The organism is Aminobacter aminovorans (genome assembly GCF_900445235.1).
Classification (GTDB): Bacteria; Pseudomonadota; Alphaproteobacteria; order Rhizobiales; family Rhizobiaceae; genus Aminobacter; species Aminobacter aminovorans.
In genome coordinates, this window is the sequence record NZ_UFSM01000001.1 from 969,948 (window position 1) to 984,985 (window position 15,038).

Sequence of the window (15,038 nt, forward strand, 5' to 3'; positions counted from 1 at the left end):
TCATGGAGACCTCAATGCAAATTCCAACCTCATTGAAGACGGCAGCGCGGACGGCCCTTGTCGGTACGCTTGCGCTGACCGCCCTGGGAACGGTCGTGGCCTTCGCCCAGGAAGCCGCACCCGCGGCAGCAGATGCCGCTGCAGCCGCGCCCGCGCCCGCCGACGTCATGGAAAAAGGCGACGTCGCCTGGATGCTGACCTCGTCGCTGCTGGTGCTGTTCATGGCACTGCCGGGCCTGGCGCTGTTCTATGGCGGCCTGGTGCGCGCCAAGAACATGCTGTCGGTGCTGATGCAGTGCACAATGATCGTGGCGCTGGTGATCGTGATCTGGACGTTCTGGGGCTACTCGATGGCCTTTGGCGACGCGCCTAGCCCGTATTGGGGCGGCCTCGGAAAGGCATTCCTTGCCGGCGTGACGCCCGAGAGCATGGCGGCGACCTTCACCAAGGGCATCGTCATCCCCGAATACGTCTTCATCGTCTTCCAGATGACCTTTGCCTGCATCACGCCGGCGCTGATCGTCGGCGCCTTTGCCGAGCGCATCAAGTTCTCGGCTGTGCTTCTTTTCGTGGCGCTGTGGGTGACGGTCGTCTACTTCCCGATCGCCCATATGGTCTGGGATTCGGATGGCCTGATCTATGGCTGGGGCGCGCTTGATTTCGCCGGCGGCACCGTCGTGCACATCAATGCAGGCATCGCTGCCCTGGTCGGCGCGCTGGTGATCGGCAAGCGCACCGGCTACGGCAAGGACAACATGGCTCCGCACTCAATGACGCTGACCATGGTCGGCGCCTCGATCCTGTGGGTCGGCTGGTTCGGATTCAATGCCGGCTCCAACCTCGAAGCCAATGGCGGCGCAGCCCTGGCCATGATCAACACATTCACCGCCACTGCCGGCGCGATCCTCGCCTGGGTGATCATCGAAGTCGTTGCCCGCGGCAAGGCGTCGATGCTGGGTGCGGCCTCCGGCATGGTGGCGGGCCTCGTTGCGGTGACACCGGCTGCCGGCTTCGTCGGCCCGGTCGGCGCCATCGCACTGGGCGCGATCGCCTCGGTGATCTGCTACTTCTTCGTGGCAGTGGTTAAGATCAAGCTGGGCTACGACGATTCGCTCGATGTGTTCGGCATCCACGGCGTCGGCGGCATTGTCGGCGCCATCGGCACCGGCGTCTTCAATGCCAAGGCGCTGGGCGGCATCGGCTACGGCGAAATGTCGATCGGCGGCCAGGTGTGGACGCAGTTCCTCGCTGTGTCGGTGACGGTCATCTGGTGCGGCATCGGCTCGCTGGTGATCTACAAGCTGGTCGATCTGCTCGTCGGCCTGCGCCCGACTGTCGAAGCCGAACGCCAGGGTCTCGACCTGACCTCGCATGGCGAAGTGGCTTACCACTCCTGATGCCTGTTGGAGCGCGGTCCTCCCCCTAGGGATCGTGCCCCGGCGCCGCGCGGCCGATGTCCTGGCCGCGCAACATCCTCCCAAATCCCGTCGTGGCCGCTCGCAAGGCAGCTACGCTTTGAGGCCCGGAGCAATCCGGGCCTCCTTTTTGTCTGGAGGCTAGTCGGCCTTGGGCAAGGCCGGATCGAGGGGGCGCTTGCTCAGGAAGTTGCGCAGATTGCGCGGCGTGCGGGGGTAACTGTCGCCCTCGTATCTCGCCGGATCGCGGTAGACGCTCAACGTCGATGGATCGCGCCTTGTGCCGCGCGGAATGGTACCCCAGCGGCCGGCATCGTAGAGATCGACGAGGAAAGCGTAGTCGTAGCGGCAGAAGCGCAGCGCCTTGGCGAGGGCCGCGGGCGACAGGTCGGATGGGCCGGCCTGTCCGCTGGAGACGTGGATGTGCGGCATCGACACGCTCTGGCCGACGATTTCGCTGATGTAGGCTGCGACCTGGTCGGTCTTCTCCAGCTTGAAAACCCGGTCGAACAGGAAAAGGTTACTGCCGAGGAAGTAGCGCGGCGAGGCGACGTGGAAGCGGACGTCGGCGCAGATGCGGCAATAGTCCTCGACCTTGAGGATGAAGGTCTCGAGATCCGGTTCGAGCGACAGGCCGAGCTGACGCGCCAGCTCGCTGTCAGTCTCGTCGCCGGCCAGCAGCCTGGATTTGACGACGCGGTCGAAATAGGCCGACAACAGCCGCTCGACCGGGTCCCTGACGATCGTGAAGGGCTTGGCGTCGGCATTGTGCATCGGCCGAAAAGGATCGACCAGATTGGTGCCGAGGTGGTGGTGGACGTCGTCGTCGGGATTGTCGAGCGCCTGATGCGCGCCGGCTACCTGCATGAGCAGATATTTGACGCTGCTGCTGCCACTCTTCGGTACGGGATAGTAGGTGGCGTCGAAGAATCTCAATCCTGTCGGCATCTGGCTCCTGGCTTGATTCCGAGGGGGCAAAGCGACGGAGGTGCGTCGCGCGATCCGGGTCGTTGCCCGGTCAGTTGATTATATGTGTGCATCCTAATGTGTCCACCCTTGGGCAGCCGAGACAGGTTTCGGGGCCCGGTTCAGCCGGGCCCTCGCAAGAATGCTGGCCGATCTCTTTGCGGGCCTTCAGGCGAAGAATGCCCGGATGCGTGTCCACATGCTGATCGCCGCGCGGACGCGGCGGGCGGCACTTGCACCCCTGACCGCGTCGCCGAAATGGCAATAGCAGACGATGTTGTGCAACTGCCGGTCGGACAGGTCGAAGAAGCGCTTGGCTGCGCCGTAGCTGTCGTCTTCAAGGCCGGCTGCCCGGAAGGCAGGGTCCTCGAATGCAACGGTGATGGGCGAGCCCGGTACGCGCATGGCGAGTCGTTCGGCGCGCGGGGCATATTCGGTTCCTGAAAGCGTGCCGAGGCGCCGTTCCGGCTGATCCTCTAGCAGTTGCGCCCAGCGCTCGAGACGCTCGGTGCGCGTCATCGGCAGATAGGGGGTAAGTGGCTGGATGTCTGCGAAGGCCTGCAGTTGCTCGATGCTATGGTGCTTCATCGCTGCCTCCATTAGATTTTCCTAATATTGAAAACTATGGCGCTGCAGCCTCTGCGGCAAGCCCGTTTTGACCCTGGACATGCAAAAACCCCGCCCTGCCGGGACGGGGTTTCTGCGAGCCACGTCGGGCGTCGTTACATCGCCGACGTCATGACGGCGGTCACCTTGGTGGCATCGTCATCGGCAACGGTAATCGACACCTTCATGCCTGCCGCCAGATCGGCGGGAAGTGCCACGTCAGCCGGGACGGTGTAGGTCTTGCCGTCCTCTAGCGTGATCATGCGGGTGTCCTTGTTGAACTCCTTGATCACGCCATCGGCCGCTGCGGCCCAGGCCGCACCCATCATGAAGGCGGCGGCACCAAGTGCCAAAATGAGTTTTCTCATTCTATTTCTCCTTGGGTGTTGTCCCTTCCGGTAAGCGCAACGCCATGCGGTTGGGATGGTTGCATCAAAAACGCCCGGAGCCTGAGGAGCGAAGGCGACTCTTTGCAGGGACTCGCAAGATCGTCGAAGCGTCTGCTGCGTGAACAATGGCTTAACCTTAATGCCGCCTTAACCTTCGGCCCGATAGTCTGACAAACGAATCTGCCCGCCATGCGTCCGCATGCGGGCCATGGCATCAATGGACGGGGACGAGGCATGCGTTCTGGGGTTTCCTCACCGCTCGCGCTGACCGAGACGGGGCAAGGCATTCAGGCATTCGCGCGACGGCAGGCAGGCCGCGCTGCGGGCCTGGGCCTGTTTGCCTTCGTTGCCTTCGGGCTGGCGGCGCTCGGCACCTGGAACGTTGCCGACCCGAGCTTCAGCCATGCCACCGACAATCCCGTCACCAACGCCATGGGTTATCCGGGTGCGGTGTTCGCCGATCTCGCGATGCAGTTCTTCGGCCTTGCCTCTGTCGCTGCCCTGATGCCGGCGGTGATCTGGGGTGTGCTGTTCGTCACAGCACGCGGCGTCGACCGCATGCCCAAGCGCGGCCTGGTCTGGTTCGGATCGGCACTTCTTGGCGCGGCCATTGCCGGCTGTGTCGGCGCACCGCCGACCTGGCCTCTGCCGACTGGCCTCGGTGGCGTGTTCGGCGACATGGTGCTCAAGGTGCCGGGGCTGTTCATCGGCGGCTATCCGACCGGGCTGATCGCCACCGTCATCGGCGTCCTGCTGATTGCGCCGGCGATCTGGCTGTTTGCCTTCGGCGCCGGGCTGCTCAACCGCGAGAACGGCTTTGCAGTGGTCAATCCCAAGCCCAAGCCCGACATGCGCGAGCAGGACTTTGCCAGCTTCGACGACGAGGACGAGGACGAAAACGAGGGCGTTCTGGCGCTTGGCGCCATCACCCACTGGTGGCTGTCGGCCCGGGCCTGGATGCGCCGCCGCGCCGCCAAGCGGCGCGAACTGGAGGGCTACGACATGCTGCCGGTCAAGCGCGAGAGCGCCTGGCGGCAGGCGGCCGAGCGCGTCGAATCGGCGGAGCGCGCCGAACAGCGCGTTACGACAGGTGGCCGCGCTCGCGTCGAGCCCGAATTCTTCGCCCAGATGGTGGCGCAGGAGCGCTCGGTCTCGATCGACCCCGACGATCAGGATGTCTTCGGCGACGATGACAACGACATGCCGCCGGTGTCATCCGAGCGCCGGGCCGCCAATGCGCAGGTGCAGAATTTCCGCTCGCCGGAGGCTGGATCGCCTGCCGCCCGTGTCGCAGCACCTGCCCCCAGGCCGGCCCCTGGAGCGCGTGTCCAGCGCGAGGCACAGACAACGCTGATCGGCGCCGAAACATTCGAGATGCCGTCGCTGCATTTCCTGGCCGAGCCCAAGAATGTCGTGCGCGACGCGTCGCTGTCCAAGGATGCACTGGAACAGAATGCGCGCCTGCTCGAAGGCGTGCTCGAGGATTTCGGCGTCAAGGGTGAGATCATCCATGTCCGTCCCGGCCCTGTCGTCACGTTGTATGAGCTCGAGCCGGCGCCCGGCATCAAGTCGTCGCGCGTCATCGGCCTTGCCGACGACATCGCCCGCTCGATGAGCGCGATTGCCGCCCGCGTCGCGGTCGTGCCGGGGCGCAACGCGATCGGCATCGAGCTGCCGAATGCCAAGCGCGAAACCGTATATCTCCGCGAGATACTGGCGAGCCGCGACTTCGAGACGACCAAGTCGAAGCTGGCGCTGGCGCTCGGCAAGACCATCAATGGCGAGGCGGTCATCGTCGACATCGCCAAGATGCCGCACGTGCTGGTCGCCGGCACCACCGGCTCGGGCAAGTCGGTCGCCATCAACACGATGATCCTGTCGCTGCTCTACCGCATGACGCCGCAGGAATGCCGCCTGATCATGATCGATCCGAAGATGCTGGAACTGTCGGTCTATGACGGCATTCCGCATCTTCTGACGCCTGTCGTCACGGATCCGAAGAAGGCCGTGGTGGCGCTGAAGTGGACGGTGCGGGAGATGGAAGACCGCTACCGCAAGATGTCCAAGGTCGGCGTGCGCAACATCGACGGCTTCAATGCACGCGTCAGCCAGGCGGAGAAGAAGGGCGAGCAGATTTCGCGCACGGTGCAAACAGGCTTCGACCGCCAGACCGGCGAGGCGATCTACGAGACCGAGAATCTCGATCTGGCGCCGCTGCCATACATAGTCGTCATCATCGACGAAATGGCCGACCTGATGATGGTCGCCGGCAAGGACATCGAGGGTGCTGTCCAGCGGCTGGCGCAGATGGCCCGTGCCGCCGGCATCCACGTCATCATGGCAACCCAGCGTCCGTCGGTCGACGTCATCACCGGCACCATCAAGGCCAATTTCCCGACCCGCATATCGTTCCAGGTGACGTCGAAGATCGACAGCCGCACCATTCTGGGCGAGCAGGGCGCCGAGCAACTGCTCGGCATGGGCGACATGCTCTACATGGCCGGCGGCGGCCGCATCCAGCGCGTCCACGGCCCGTTCGTCGCCGACGAAGAGGTCGAAAAGGTCGTCGCCCATCTCAAGCTGCAGGGCGTGCCGGAATATCTCGACGCCATCACCGAGGATGACGGCGAGGACGAGGATGAGCCGTCGGGCAAGGGTGGCGGCAATGGCGGCGGCAATTTCGAGGATTCGGACGACCCCTACGACCAGGCGGTCTCGGTGGTGCTGCGCGACGGCAAGGCGTCGACGAGCTACATCCAGCGCCGCCTTGGCATCGGCTACAACCGCGCCGCCTCGATCATCGAGCGGATGGAGCAGGAGGGCATCGTCGGTCCGGCAAATCATGCCGGCAAGCGCGAGATTCTGGTGCCGACGGAAGACGACAAGATGTAGGATCGGGGAACCGGCGATCACGTTTTCGCGTTCAGTGCGCGAGGCCGTGAACCATGTCAAACTTCAGCCCTACTAAGTGCCGATACAACCGTCGAACTGGAATGAGAGAGTAACCGGCATGAACGACATCCGCACCCCGACCCGCCGACGCCTGCTCGGCTTCGCGGCCGCGATCGCGCTGACCGCGACGCCGCTGGTCGCCTTCAATGGCCCGGCCCAGGCACAAGGCTCCGATGCCGCCCAGCGCATCGCCGATCATTTCGCGAGCGTGCGCTCGATGTCGGGCGAGTTCGTGCAGTTCGGTCCGCGCGGCGAGCAGACCGGCGGCAAGTTCTTCCTGCAGCGTCCGGGCAAGATCCGCTTCAACTACGAGGCACCGTCGAACTTCAAGGTCATTTCTGACGGCCAGTCGGTGGTCATCCTGAATTCGAAGATGCGCACCTCCGACCTCTACCCACTGTCGAAGACGCCGCTGAAGCTGTTGCTCGACGAGCGCATCGACCTCAGTGGCAACAAGGTCAAGAGCGTCACCGAAGAGGACGACCTGACCACAATCAAGCTGTCGGACAAGCAGGTCTTCGGCAACTCGACCATCACCATGATGTTCGACCCCAAGACCTACGAATTGCGCCAGTGGACGATTACCGACGCCCAGGGCAAGGACACCACCGTGATGGTGTTCAACGTCAAGCAGGGCGGTTCCTTCCCGGGTGATACGTTCAAGATCGACTACAAGCTCAATCGCGAGCTGAACGCCCAGAAGAAGAGCGACTAAGAGGCCGCCCGCTCACGCTCCTCTGCCGGTCATCTGACGCGGCAAGCCCTGTGCGAGGCCTCATTCGATGAATTGCCCGGCTTAGTTGTGGACATCGGCGGCGCGCGCGCCGCATCGGGCATCGCGCCTTGTCATCGCAGGTCGGTGCTGGCAGGTTCCGCCGCAACTTTTGCCGGAACCTGCCATGCCCTTTTCCATCGCCACCTGGAACATCAACTCCGTGCGTCTGCGCATGCCGCTGGTCGAGCGGCTGCTGAACGAGTACGCGCCCGACGTGCTGTGCCTGCAGGAGACCAAGTGCCCCGATGACCAGTTTCCGTCGGCAGCTTTCCGCAAGGCCGGCTACGAGCACATCGCCTTCCATGGCCAGAAGGGCTATCACGGCGTCGCCACGGTGGCGCGGCGGCCGCTGGAAATCGTCGAGAAGCGCCGCTTCTGCGAGATCGACGACAGCCGGCACCTGTCGGTGCGTTTCGAGGCCGGCGGCAAGAAGGTCGTGTTGCACAATTTCTATGTTCCGGCAGGCGGCGATGAGCCCGATGTCGAGATCAATCCGAAATTCCGCCACAAGCTCGGCTTCGTTTCCGAGATGAACGCGATCCGCGCCGACCATGACGAAGGGTCGGCCTCGGTGTTGGTCGGCGACCTCAACATCGCGCCGCTGGAGCACGACGTCTGGTCGCACAAGCAATTGCTCAACGTCGTCAGCCACACGCCCGTCGAGACCGAAAGCTTCGAGGCGATGCGCAAGGCCGGCGAGTGGGTCGACCTGATGCGGCTCAATGTGCCCGACGACCAGAAGATCTACACTTGGTGGAGCTACAGGGCGAAGGACTGGGAGACCTCCAACCGCGGCCGACGGCTCGATCACGTCTGGTCCTCGGCAAACCTTGCGCCGCGGCTTACCGGCATCGACATCCTGAGCGCCGCGCGTGGCTGGGAGCGGCCGTCGGATCATGTGCCGGTCATAGCGCGCTTCGACCTCGACTGAGAAAACCCGCCCCGGGCGGACATCTGCCGCAGCTATCTGCGCTTCCGGTGCTCACGTACCGAATGTCCGCTCCGGTTGTCTAAAGCCGCACCAACTGTCTTACCGCAACGCGTTTTCGAGCGCTGTACGAAGCTACTTGCCGAATCGCGGCGCTAGGCTTTCGATGCGGGCGAGCATGTCCTGGAGGTCTTCGAGGATATGCTGGTGCAGCCGCTCTGCGAGTTCGGGATATTCCTCGAGGATGCGGTGGAACATCTTGCGGTTGAGCCGGATGATTTCCGAATCGATGGCGGCGGCGGCACTGGTCAGGCGCCTGGTGTCGGCAATGAGGGCGAGCTCGCCAAGCATCGAGCCAGGTCCGGCGGTGCCGACCTCGGTGCGCAAGCCGTCGACCTCGCGATAGAGCGCTATACGTCCCGATATCACGACATAGGCCGAATCGGCTTCGTCGTCCTCGCGGTAGAGCTTGCGATCGGCGGGGAGGTTCACATTCTCCGCACCGAAGGCCAGCAAACGCAGCTGTTCTTGTGTGAAGCCCTCAAACAGCCTCACGCCGGACAGGATGCGGATGTCGTCATCCAGCGCCATTATGTCCCCGACTTCTCAGACTGGCTCCCTTCCCTGTTGTTAGCCGGTTCCCCGTTCCAAACTAACAACATATTCTGCTTATCCCCCCGAAAACCAAAGCCGATTTTCGGGCCGGTTCAGCAAACCAGTCAGGGGACCAGCTTGTATCCGCCGCTTTCTGTCACAAGAATTTCAGCATTGGAAGGATCGCGCTCGATCTTCTGGCGCAGCCGGTAGACATGGGTTTCCAGCGTGTGGGTCGTAACCCCCGAATTATAGCCCCAGACTTCCTCGAGAAGGACGTCGCGGGTGACCACCTTCTGGTCGGCGCGGTAGAGATATTTGATGATCGAGGCTTCCTTTTCGGTCAGCCTGACCTTGCCGCCGCGGGCGTCGATGAGAAGCTTCTGGCTCGGCTTGAAGGTATAGGGGCCGACCGAGAAGGTGGCGTCCTCGCTCTGCTCGTGCTGGCGCAATTGGGCGCGGATGCGGGCGAGCAGGACGGCAAAGCGAAACGGCTTGGTGACATAGTCGTTGGCGCCGGCTTCGAGGCCGAGGATCGTGTCGGAATCGGTGTCGTGGCCGGTCAGCATGATGATCGGCGCCTTGTAGCCGCCCTTGCGCAGGATCTTCACCGCCTCGCGCCCATCCATGTCGGGCAGGCCGACATCCATGATCAGCAGGTCGATGAGGCCAGCACGCGCCGCGGTGACGCCCTTGGCGGCCGTCGCTTCCTCAAGAACTTCGAACTCCTCGTAAAGCGCCAGCTGTTCGACCAGCGTGCTGCGCAAATCGTCGTCATCGTCGACGATGAGGATGGTGCGTGAGGTCATGGATCAATCCGTTGTTTCAAAATCAGTATTCAGTTGACCGCGGCAATCGAATGCGGAAGCTGATCGCCACAACTTTCAGCGGTAGTGATTTGTTCCGCAAGGCGATCATACAAGAAAAATCAAAGGCGTAATTGGGGCGGGTGCATTTTTGCGCAATAGCATTTCGACAATCGTGGTGCGGGCGAAGCCCGGCGACCCGACCAAGGGGCTGATGCAGGTCGGCGGGCTGGTGTTTCCCTGTGCGCTGGGGCGCGGCGGCATCACCGCAAACAAACGCGAGGGCGATGGCGGCACGCCCCTGGCGACGATGCGGCTGCTGTCGGGCTATTTCCGCCGCGACCAGTTCGTGTCGGGGGGAAGCTGCTTGCCGATGAGCCCGATCAGCGCCGATCTCGGCTGGTGCGAGGTGCCAGACGACCGCAACTACAACAGGCCGGTGAAGATACCTTACGGCGCCAGCCACGAGCGCATGAAGCGCGACGACAGTCTCTATGACGCCTGCCTGGTGCTCGACTGGAACATCAGGCCGAGGCGGCGCGGGCGCGGCAGCGCGATCTTCTTCCATCTGGCGCGGCCGGGCTTCACGCCGACGCAAGGCTGTGTCGCGGTCACGGCGCAGGTGATGGCGCGGCTGTTGCCGCAGCTGTCGCGCCAGACGGTGCTGAAGGTGGTGCGTTAGGCGCTGGAAAGAAAGCGGCCCGAAGATCGGGAGACATGATCCTCGGGCCGAGCGTGCTCCCAGAGTGAGCTTGGGAGATGGGAATCAGCGGCGGTTCTGGCGGCGGGGCTGCTGCCAGCCGATGTCGAGCAAGCCGAGATGGCCGAGTTCGGCGTCGACGGCCCTGGCGATATCCTTTTTGGCGATGCCGGTGTCGCGGCGATAGTGTTCCGACAACTCGGTCGCATCCTGCGGCGTCGGCACGTTGAGCGCTGCCCTCATCTGGCGAAACCAGTCGAAAACCGGCTGCAGCCTGGCCGGCTGAACGTAGGTGGCTTTCAGGACATCGGTAGACATGGTCATTTCCGTTTCGTCCGGACATCAAATCCGGTTTGACATTGGTTGAACTGGGCTCATGATGCAGTGCTGAAAGGCAAAAGAGAAACGAGTAGTTCTTTCTCGACCATCAAACCAAATTTGAAGATCCGGCAATGCGCTTCGTACCTGGGACACGTGCTTTGCGAACGCTGGCGGCTGCCGGCAAGCATCTTAATTTCACCCGGGCTGCCGACGAGCTCGGTCTGACGCCGGCTGCGGTGAGCCATCAGATCAAGGAAATCGAGGATCAACTCGGCGTCGTGCTGTTTACCCGCACCAGCCGCACCATTCGGCTGACCGAAGCGGGATCGGCATTGGTGGATGCCTCGGTCGATGCGCTCGACCTGCTCAACCGCGCTGTGTCACGGGCCCGCAAGATGACGCGCGGGACGGCCCTGCTGAAGGTGACGCTCGACGCGCAGTTCGCCTCGAAATGGCTGATGCGGCGCATCGACAGTTTCCGCAAGCGGCACCCCGACATCGAATTGCGCTTCGACATCAGCTACGAGGTGCGCGATTTCGACCTCGACGACGTCGACGTCGCCATCCGCTTCGGCATGGGCAAGTATCCGGGGCTGGTCGCCGACCGGCTGTTCGACAACATGATCATCCCAGTCTGCAGCCCAGCGCTGCTGGCCTCAGGTCCGCCGCTCAGGGTGCCGCGCGACCTGTTTCACCACACGCTGGTGCATATCGAATGGTCGCAGCAGGGCGTGACATGGCCGAACTGGCGCATGTGGATGGCGGCGGCGGGGGTCGACGACTTCGACGACAGCCGCTCAGTGGTGTTTACCACCTCGTCCGATGCGGTGCAGGCGGCGATCGACGGCAGCGCCGTGGCGCTGGCCGACTTCGCCATGGTGGCGAACGACCTGTCGGAGGGGCGACTGGTCCGGCCGTTCGACCTCGGCATCCGGGTGTCGCGCGAGTTCGCCTACTTCCTGGTCTATCCCAAGAATGTCGCCGATGACCCGCGCATCGTGGCGTTCAGAGCATGGATCCTCGACGAAGCCGAGAAAACCCAGACCTGATCAGGCGAAGCGCCAGACGGTGGTGCGCTTGACCTCGGCGTCTTCGAGCGCGCGGGTCACCGGGACCTCGTAGGTGGCGAGCTTTTCCAGCCGTTTCCCGGGCAGGTAGGAGCGGCCGGGATCGCCGACGAGCACATCGGCGCCGCGGGCCCGGAGCGCTTCGAACCACGGCACGAGCCGGTCGGCGAAAGGCTTTTCGTAGAAGACGTCGCCGGCGAGCACCACATCCCAACCGTCGTCGCGGCCGACCTGGTCGGCGCCGACGAAGTCGACCTCGACCACGTTCGCCTCGGCATTAAGCCGGATCGCCGCTTCGCAGAACGGGTCGATGTCGGCGCCGACGAGGCGGGCAGCACCAGCCTTCATGGCAGCTATGGCGACGAGACCGGAACCGGAGGCGAAGTCGAGCACGCGCTTGCCGGCTACGGTTTCGGGGCGATCGAGCACATAACGCGCCAAGCCTTGCCCGCCGGCCCAGGCGAACGCCCAAAAGGGGGGCGGCAGGCCGATTTCGGACAGTTCTTCCTCGGTGCGGCGCCACAGGTCATGCGCCTCGTCGGCGAGATGGAGCAGGACTTCAGGCACATGCGGCGGCCGCATCAGCACCGTGTTGGCGCGGATGAAGGTTGCAGCACCCTCGGGCGTCAGGCGTGTCGGAGAAGCCGTGGTCACGGCGCCTTGTCGAGCCCGGCCATGCGGCAGACTTCCTGCCATTCGTCAGGCGTCACCGGCTGGACCGACAGGCGCATCGAGGTGACCAGTGCCATCTTTTCGAGCTTCGGATTGGCCTTGACGTCGGCAAGGGTGACGGGCTTGGGGACCGGGCTGTGGTAGCGGATGTCGACGCATTCCCAGCGCGGGTCCTCGGTGGTGCTATCATGATGGGCGAGTGCACAGACCTCGGCGATGCCGACGACCTCGAGCCCTTCATTGGAGTGATAGAAAAAGCCGAGATCGCCGATCTGCATGGCGCGCATGTTGTTACGGGCGAGGTAGTTGCGCACGCCGTCCCACTGTGTGCCGTCCTTGCCCTTGGCCTTCAGCATCTCGAAGGAGAATTTGAAGGGCTCGGATTTGAACAGCCAGTATTTCTTCTCGCTCATGTCGTCCCCTCTTGGCTGGTCAGGCGCTGGCAGGATTGTTGAACACCCAGTTCCACGGGCGGATCTGGACGCTCTCGAACAGACCGGCCCTGGCGTAGGGATCGGTGCCGGCAACAGCCTGGGCCGCGGCGGCGTCGGCGGCTTCGATGACGACGAGCGAGCCATCCGGCTTGCCGTCGGCGTCAAGGAAGGGGCCGGCAAACTTCAGAGCGCCCTTGGCGTTGAGGTCGTTGAGGAAGGCGACATGGTCGGGCCGCGCGTCGAGGCGGACCTGGAGATGGTTCGGCTTGTCCTTGCAGAGCAGTGCGAAAAGCATGTTGTCCCTCTCGATTTAAAAGTTCAGTCGGCTTCGGCGCGCAGCGGACGGGTCATCAGCCCGGCGACGGCCTCGTTGATGGTGATGGCGTTGTCGAGCAAGGCAGCAACGGCCTCGATGATCGGAGCCTCGATGCCGCGCTCGCGGGTCAGGCGGGCGGTGATGTAGGCGGTGGCGACACCTTCGGCGAGCGGCCGGCCGGCGAGCTCTTCGCCTTTGCCGAGCGCCACGCCATAGGCGAAGTTGCGTGACTGCACCGACGAGCAGGTGAGCATCAGGTCGCCGAGACCAGACAGGCCCATCAGCGTTTCGGGCCGGGCGCCGAAGGCGGCGCCGAGGCGACGCAGTTCGACGAAACCACGGGTGACGAGGGCTGCCTGGGCCGAAGCGCCGAGGCCGGCCCCGGTGACGGCGCCGGCGGCGATGGCAAAGACGTTCTTCAGCGCACCGCCGATTTCGACGCCGATCAGGTCGTCGCTGGAATAGCAGCGCAGGTTGGCAGCCGAGAAGCGCGTCGCAAGTGCCGAGGCCAGAGCTTCGTCCTCGGCGGCGACGACGACGGCCGTGGGCAGACCACGCGAAACATCGGTGGCGAAGCTTGGACCGGACAGAGCCGCGACCGGATTGTCGGGGAGGATGGCACTCGAGATATCCGCCAGGAGCCGGCCGGTGTCACGCTCGATGCCTTTCGCGCAGAGCACAAGCGGGACATCGTCGGCGATATGCTGCTTGACCTCGGTCAGCACGCTGCGCAGCGCCTGTGCCGGGGTGACGACCAACACGCAGTCGGTGCCGGCCAGCGCCTGGGCAAGGTCGGTCGTGGCTGTAATGCCGGTCTCGAAGGTGATGCCGGGTAAATAGCGCGGGTTGGTGCCCCTGGCGATCGCCGCGACGCTCTCGCCGTCGCGGGCCCAGAGCGTGACGGCATGGCCGGCGCGCAGCATGGCCAGCGCAAGTGCGGTGCCCCAGGCGCCGCCGCCGAGAACCGTGACTTTGTATGCGCTCATGCCTTGGCTCCCCGCCTGCCGGAACCGACTACAGGTGCCGACACGCTATCCAGCGGCCAGCGCGAGCGCGGCACAAAATCGAATGCGCCCGGCTCGACGAGATCGGCGCGCAGGCGCTCGATGCCAGCCCAGGCGATCATCGCGGCATTGTCGGTGCACAGAGCCATGGGCGGCGCGATGAAAGCAAAGCCGTTCTTGGCGCAGAGCTTTTCCAGCATGGCGCGGATCTGCTTGTTGGCAGCGACGCCGCCGGCGACCACGAGAGCGGGGGCGGCCGTATCAGGAAACTCGGCGCGGAAGCGGGCCAGCGCGCGCTTGACCCGGTCGCCGAGCGTATCGGCAACCGCCGCCTGGAAGGAGGCGCAGATGTCGGCAACATCCTGGTCGCTGAGTGGCGCCACCGATGTTGCTGCCTGGCGCACCGAGGTCTTGAGGCCGGAGAAGGAAAAGTCAGGCTGGGCCGAGCCTTTCATCGGGCGCGGGAAGACGAAGCGGGTGGCGTCGCCTGCCTGGGCCGCCTTTTCGACGTTGGGGCCACCCGGATAGGGCAGTGCCAGCATCTTGGCGGTCTTGTCGAAGGCTTCGCCAAGCGCGTCGTCGATGGTGGTCGCCCAGCGCTGGTAATTGCCAACGCCCCTGACCAGCACGATCTGGGTATGGCCGCCTGAGACAAGCAGCAACAGATAGGGGAATTCCAGGCCGTCGGTGAGGCGCGCCGTCAGCGCGTGGCCCTCGAGATGGTTGATGGCGATCAGCGGCTTGCCGGCGGCAGCGGCGATCGCCTTGGCCGTCATCAGCCCGACGATCAGCCCGCCGACGAGGCCGGGACCAGCGGTGGCGGCGATTGCGTCGATGTCCTCAAGAGCAACGCCGGCATCCTCGAGCGCTGCCTCGACGATACCGTCGAGCGCCTCGACATGGGCGCGCGCGGCGATCTCCGGCACGACACCGCCAAAGGCCGCGTGTTCCTCGATCTGGCTGAACACTGTGCTCGACAGGATGCGTGGCGGCTGCCCGGATTCGAGCGCAACGACGCTGGCCGCGGTTTCGTCGCAGCTCGTCTCGATGCCAAGAACACGGATCAATTGGTCGCTACCCTGCATGATTGCCC

General features: G+C 64.2%; 17 protein-coding genes. 6 read left to right on the forward strand and 11 right to left on the reverse strand.

Features of this window, described 5'->3' with window-relative positions; all coding sequences use genetic code 11:
- Positions 1-14 precede the first annotated feature (14 nt).
- The gene (locus tag DY201_RS04740) at positions 15-1,397 is read left to right on the forward strand and encodes an ammonium transporter (protein WP_115733590.1); all 1,383 of its coding nucleotides are present in this window, start codon (positions 15-17) and stop codon (positions 1,395-1,397) included.
- A gap of 159 nt (positions 1,398-1,556) precedes the next feature.
- Here the strand turns inward: DY201_RS04740 and DY201_RS04745 are convergent, their stop codons facing one another.
- The 3 genes from DY201_RS04745 to DY201_RS04755 form a co-directional block, all read right to left on the reverse strand.
- Complete coding sequence (locus tag DY201_RS04745; RefSeq protein WP_115730213.1) at positions 1,557-2,363, reverse strand: sulfotransferase family 2 domain-containing protein; 807 nt, start codon at positions 2,361-2,363, stop codon at positions 1,557-1,559.
- A 186-nt stretch (positions 2,364-2,549) separates the two neighbouring features.
- Complete coding sequence (locus DY201_RS04750) at positions 2,550-2,969, reverse strand: hypothetical protein (RefSeq protein ID WP_115733591.1); 420 nt, start codon at positions 2,967-2,969, stop codon at positions 2,550-2,552.
- Between the two features lie 134 nt (positions 2,970-3,103).
- On the reverse strand, positions 3,104-3,355 hold the full coding sequence (locus DY201_RS04755; protein WP_245431894.1) for a DUF1344 domain-containing protein: 252 nt from the start codon (positions 3,353-3,355) through the stop codon (positions 3,104-3,106).
- 255 nt (positions 3,356-3,610) lie between these two features.
- Between DY201_RS04755 and DY201_RS04760 the strand changes: the two genes are divergently transcribed.
- The 3 genes from DY201_RS04760 to xth all read left to right on the forward strand — a co-directional run bounded on the left by DY201_RS04760 (position 3,611) and on the right by xth (position 8,034).
- Positions 3,611-6,268 (forward strand): DNA translocase FtsK, encoded by a 2,658-nt coding sequence (locus tag DY201_RS04760; protein ID WP_115730214.1) that lies wholly within the window; start codon positions 3,611-3,613, stop codon positions 6,266-6,268.
- Positions 6,269-6,386: 118 nt separating this feature from the next.
- The gene (locus tag DY201_RS04765) at positions 6,387-7,043 is read left to right on the forward strand and encodes an outer membrane lipoprotein carrier protein LolA (RefSeq protein ID WP_115730215.1); all 657 of its coding nucleotides are present in this window, start codon (positions 6,387-6,389) and stop codon (positions 7,041-7,043) included.
- 184 nt (positions 7,044-7,227) lie between these two features.
- Complete coding sequence (gene xth, locus DY201_RS04770; RefSeq protein WP_115730216.1) at positions 7,228-8,034, forward strand: exodeoxyribonuclease III; 807 nt, start codon at positions 7,228-7,230, stop codon at positions 8,032-8,034.
- Positions 8,035-8,166: 132 nt separating this feature from the next.
- On the opposite strand, the gene DY201_RS04775 is transcribed toward xth, so the two are convergent.
- The gene (locus DY201_RS04775; protein WP_115730217.1) at positions 8,167-8,622 is read right to left on the reverse strand and encodes a cyclic nucleotide-binding domain-containing protein; all 456 of its coding nucleotides are present in this window, start codon (positions 8,620-8,622) and stop codon (positions 8,167-8,169) included.
- Between the two features lie 128 nt (positions 8,623-8,750).
- Complete coding sequence (locus tag DY201_RS04780) at positions 8,751-9,434, reverse strand: response regulator transcription factor (RefSeq protein ID WP_115730218.1); 684 nt, start codon at positions 9,432-9,434, stop codon at positions 8,751-8,753.
- A 211-nt stretch (positions 9,435-9,645) separates the two neighbouring features.
- Here DY201_RS04780 and DY201_RS04785 point away from each other — a divergent pair, with 211 nt between their 5' ends.
- A complete protein-coding gene (locus DY201_RS04785; protein ID WP_115733593.1) occupies positions 9,646-10,113 on the forward strand; it encodes a L,D-transpeptidase family protein in 468 nt (155 codons plus the stop codon).
- A gap of 84 nt (positions 10,114-10,197) precedes the next feature.
- On the opposite strand, the gene DY201_RS04790 is transcribed toward DY201_RS04785, so the two are convergent.
- The gene (locus tag DY201_RS04790; RefSeq protein WP_245431895.1) at positions 10,198-10,449 is read right to left on the reverse strand and encodes a hypothetical protein; all 252 of its coding nucleotides are present in this window, start codon (positions 10,447-10,449) and stop codon (positions 10,198-10,200) included.
- A 134-nt stretch (positions 10,450-10,583) separates the two neighbouring features.
- Here DY201_RS04790 and gcvA point away from each other — a divergent pair, with 134 nt between their 5' ends.
- Positions 10,584-11,501, forward strand: a complete 918-nt coding sequence (gene gcvA, locus DY201_RS04795) for a transcriptional regulator GcvA (RefSeq protein ID WP_115730220.1) — start codon at positions 10,584-10,586, stop codon at positions 11,499-11,501.
- On the opposite strand, the gene DY201_RS04800 is transcribed toward gcvA, so the two are convergent.
- The 5 genes from DY201_RS04800 to tsaD are packed head-to-tail and all read right to left on the reverse strand — an operon-like array spanning position 11,502 to position 15,009.
- Positions 11,502-12,215 (reverse strand): class I SAM-dependent methyltransferase, encoded by a 714-nt coding sequence (locus DY201_RS04800; RefSeq protein ID WP_115730221.1) that lies wholly within the window; start codon positions 12,213-12,215, stop codon positions 11,502-11,504.
- Entirely contained in the window at positions 12,170-12,604 is a 435-nt protein-coding gene (locus DY201_RS04805; protein WP_115730222.1) for an EVE domain-containing protein, read from the reverse strand. The genes DY201_RS04800 and DY201_RS04805 overlap by 46 nt, the downstream gene beginning before the upstream one ends.
- Before the next feature lie 19 nt (positions 12,605-12,623).
- Entirely contained in the window at positions 12,624-12,920 is a 297-nt protein-coding gene (locus tag DY201_RS04810) for a YciI-like protein (RefSeq protein WP_115730223.1), read from the reverse strand.
- A gap of 23 nt (positions 12,921-12,943) precedes the next feature.
- Entirely contained in the window at positions 12,944-13,927 is a 984-nt protein-coding gene (locus tag DY201_RS04815) for an NAD(P)H-dependent glycerol-3-phosphate dehydrogenase (protein ID WP_115730224.1), read from the reverse strand.
- Positions 13,924-15,009: a tRNA (adenosine(37)-N6)-threonylcarbamoyltransferase complex transferase subunit TsaD gene (gene tsaD, locus DY201_RS04820; protein WP_172582949.1), complete on the reverse strand. Its 1,086-nt coding sequence runs from the start codon at positions 15,007-15,009 to the stop codon at positions 13,924-13,926. The genes DY201_RS04815 and tsaD overlap by 4 nt, the downstream gene beginning before the upstream one ends.
- Positions 15,010-15,038 lie beyond the last annotated feature (29 nt).

Excerpts from the sequence above, each read along its gene's own strand:
- DY201_RS04810 (WP_115730223.1), bottom strand. The coding sequence starts at position 12,920 with ATGCTTTTCGCACTGCTCTGCAAGGACAAGCCGAACCATCTCCAGGTC.
- DY201_RS04740 (WP_115733590.1), top strand. The coding sequence starts at position 15 with ATGCAAATTCCAACCTCATTGAAGACGGCAGCGCGGACGGCCCTTGTC.
- DY201_RS04775 (WP_115730217.1), bottom strand. The coding sequence starts at position 8,622 with ATGGCGCTGGATGACGACATCCGCATCCTGTCCGGCGTGAGGCTGTTT.
- gcvA (WP_115730220.1), top strand. The coding sequence starts at position 10,584 with ATGCGCTTCGTACCTGGGACACGTGCTTTGCGAACGCTGGCGGCTGCC.
- xth (WP_115730216.1), top strand. The coding sequence starts at position 7,228 with ATGCCCTTTTCCATCGCCACCTGGAACATCAACTCCGTGCGTCTGCGC.
- DY201_RS04750 (WP_115733591.1), bottom strand. The coding sequence starts at position 2,969 with ATGAAGCACCATAGCATCGAGCAACTGCAGGCCTTCGCAGACATCCAG.
- DY201_RS04785 (WP_115733593.1), top strand. The coding sequence starts at position 9,646 with ATGCAGGTCGGCGGGCTGGTGTTTCCCTGTGCGCTGGGGCGCGGCGGC.
- DY201_RS04760 (WP_115730214.1), top strand. The coding sequence starts at position 3,611 with ATGCGTTCTGGGGTTTCCTCACCGCTCGCGCTGACCGAGACGGGGCAA.
- DY201_RS04790 (WP_245431895.1), bottom strand. The coding sequence starts at position 10,449 with ATGTCTACCGATGTCCTGAAAGCCACCTACGTTCAGCCGGCCAGGCTG.
- DY201_RS04745 (WP_115730213.1), bottom strand. The coding sequence starts at position 2,363 with ATGCCGACAGGATTGAGATTCTTCGACGCCACCTACTATCCCGTACCG.
- DY201_RS04800 (WP_115730221.1), bottom strand. The coding sequence starts at position 12,215 with ATGGCAGGAAGTCTGCCGCATGGCCGGGCTCGACAAGGCGCCGTGACC.
- DY201_RS04780 (WP_115730218.1), bottom strand. The coding sequence starts at position 9,434 with ATGACCTCACGCACCATCCTCATCGTCGACGATGACGACGATTTGCGC.
- DY201_RS04815 (WP_115730224.1), bottom strand. The coding sequence starts at position 13,927 with ATGAGCGCATACAAAGTCACGGTTCTCGGCGGCGGCGCCTGGGGCACC.
- DY201_RS04805 (WP_115730222.1), bottom strand. The coding sequence starts at position 12,604 with ATGAGCGAGAAGAAATACTGGCTGTTCAAATCCGAGCCCTTCAAATTC.
- DY201_RS04755 (WP_245431894.1), bottom strand. The coding sequence starts at position 3,355 with ATGAGAAAACTCATTTTGGCACTTGGTGCCGCCGCCTTCATGATGGGT.
- DY201_RS04765 (WP_115730215.1), top strand. The coding sequence starts at position 6,387 with ATGAACGACATCCGCACCCCGACCCGCCGACGCCTGCTCGGCTTCGCG.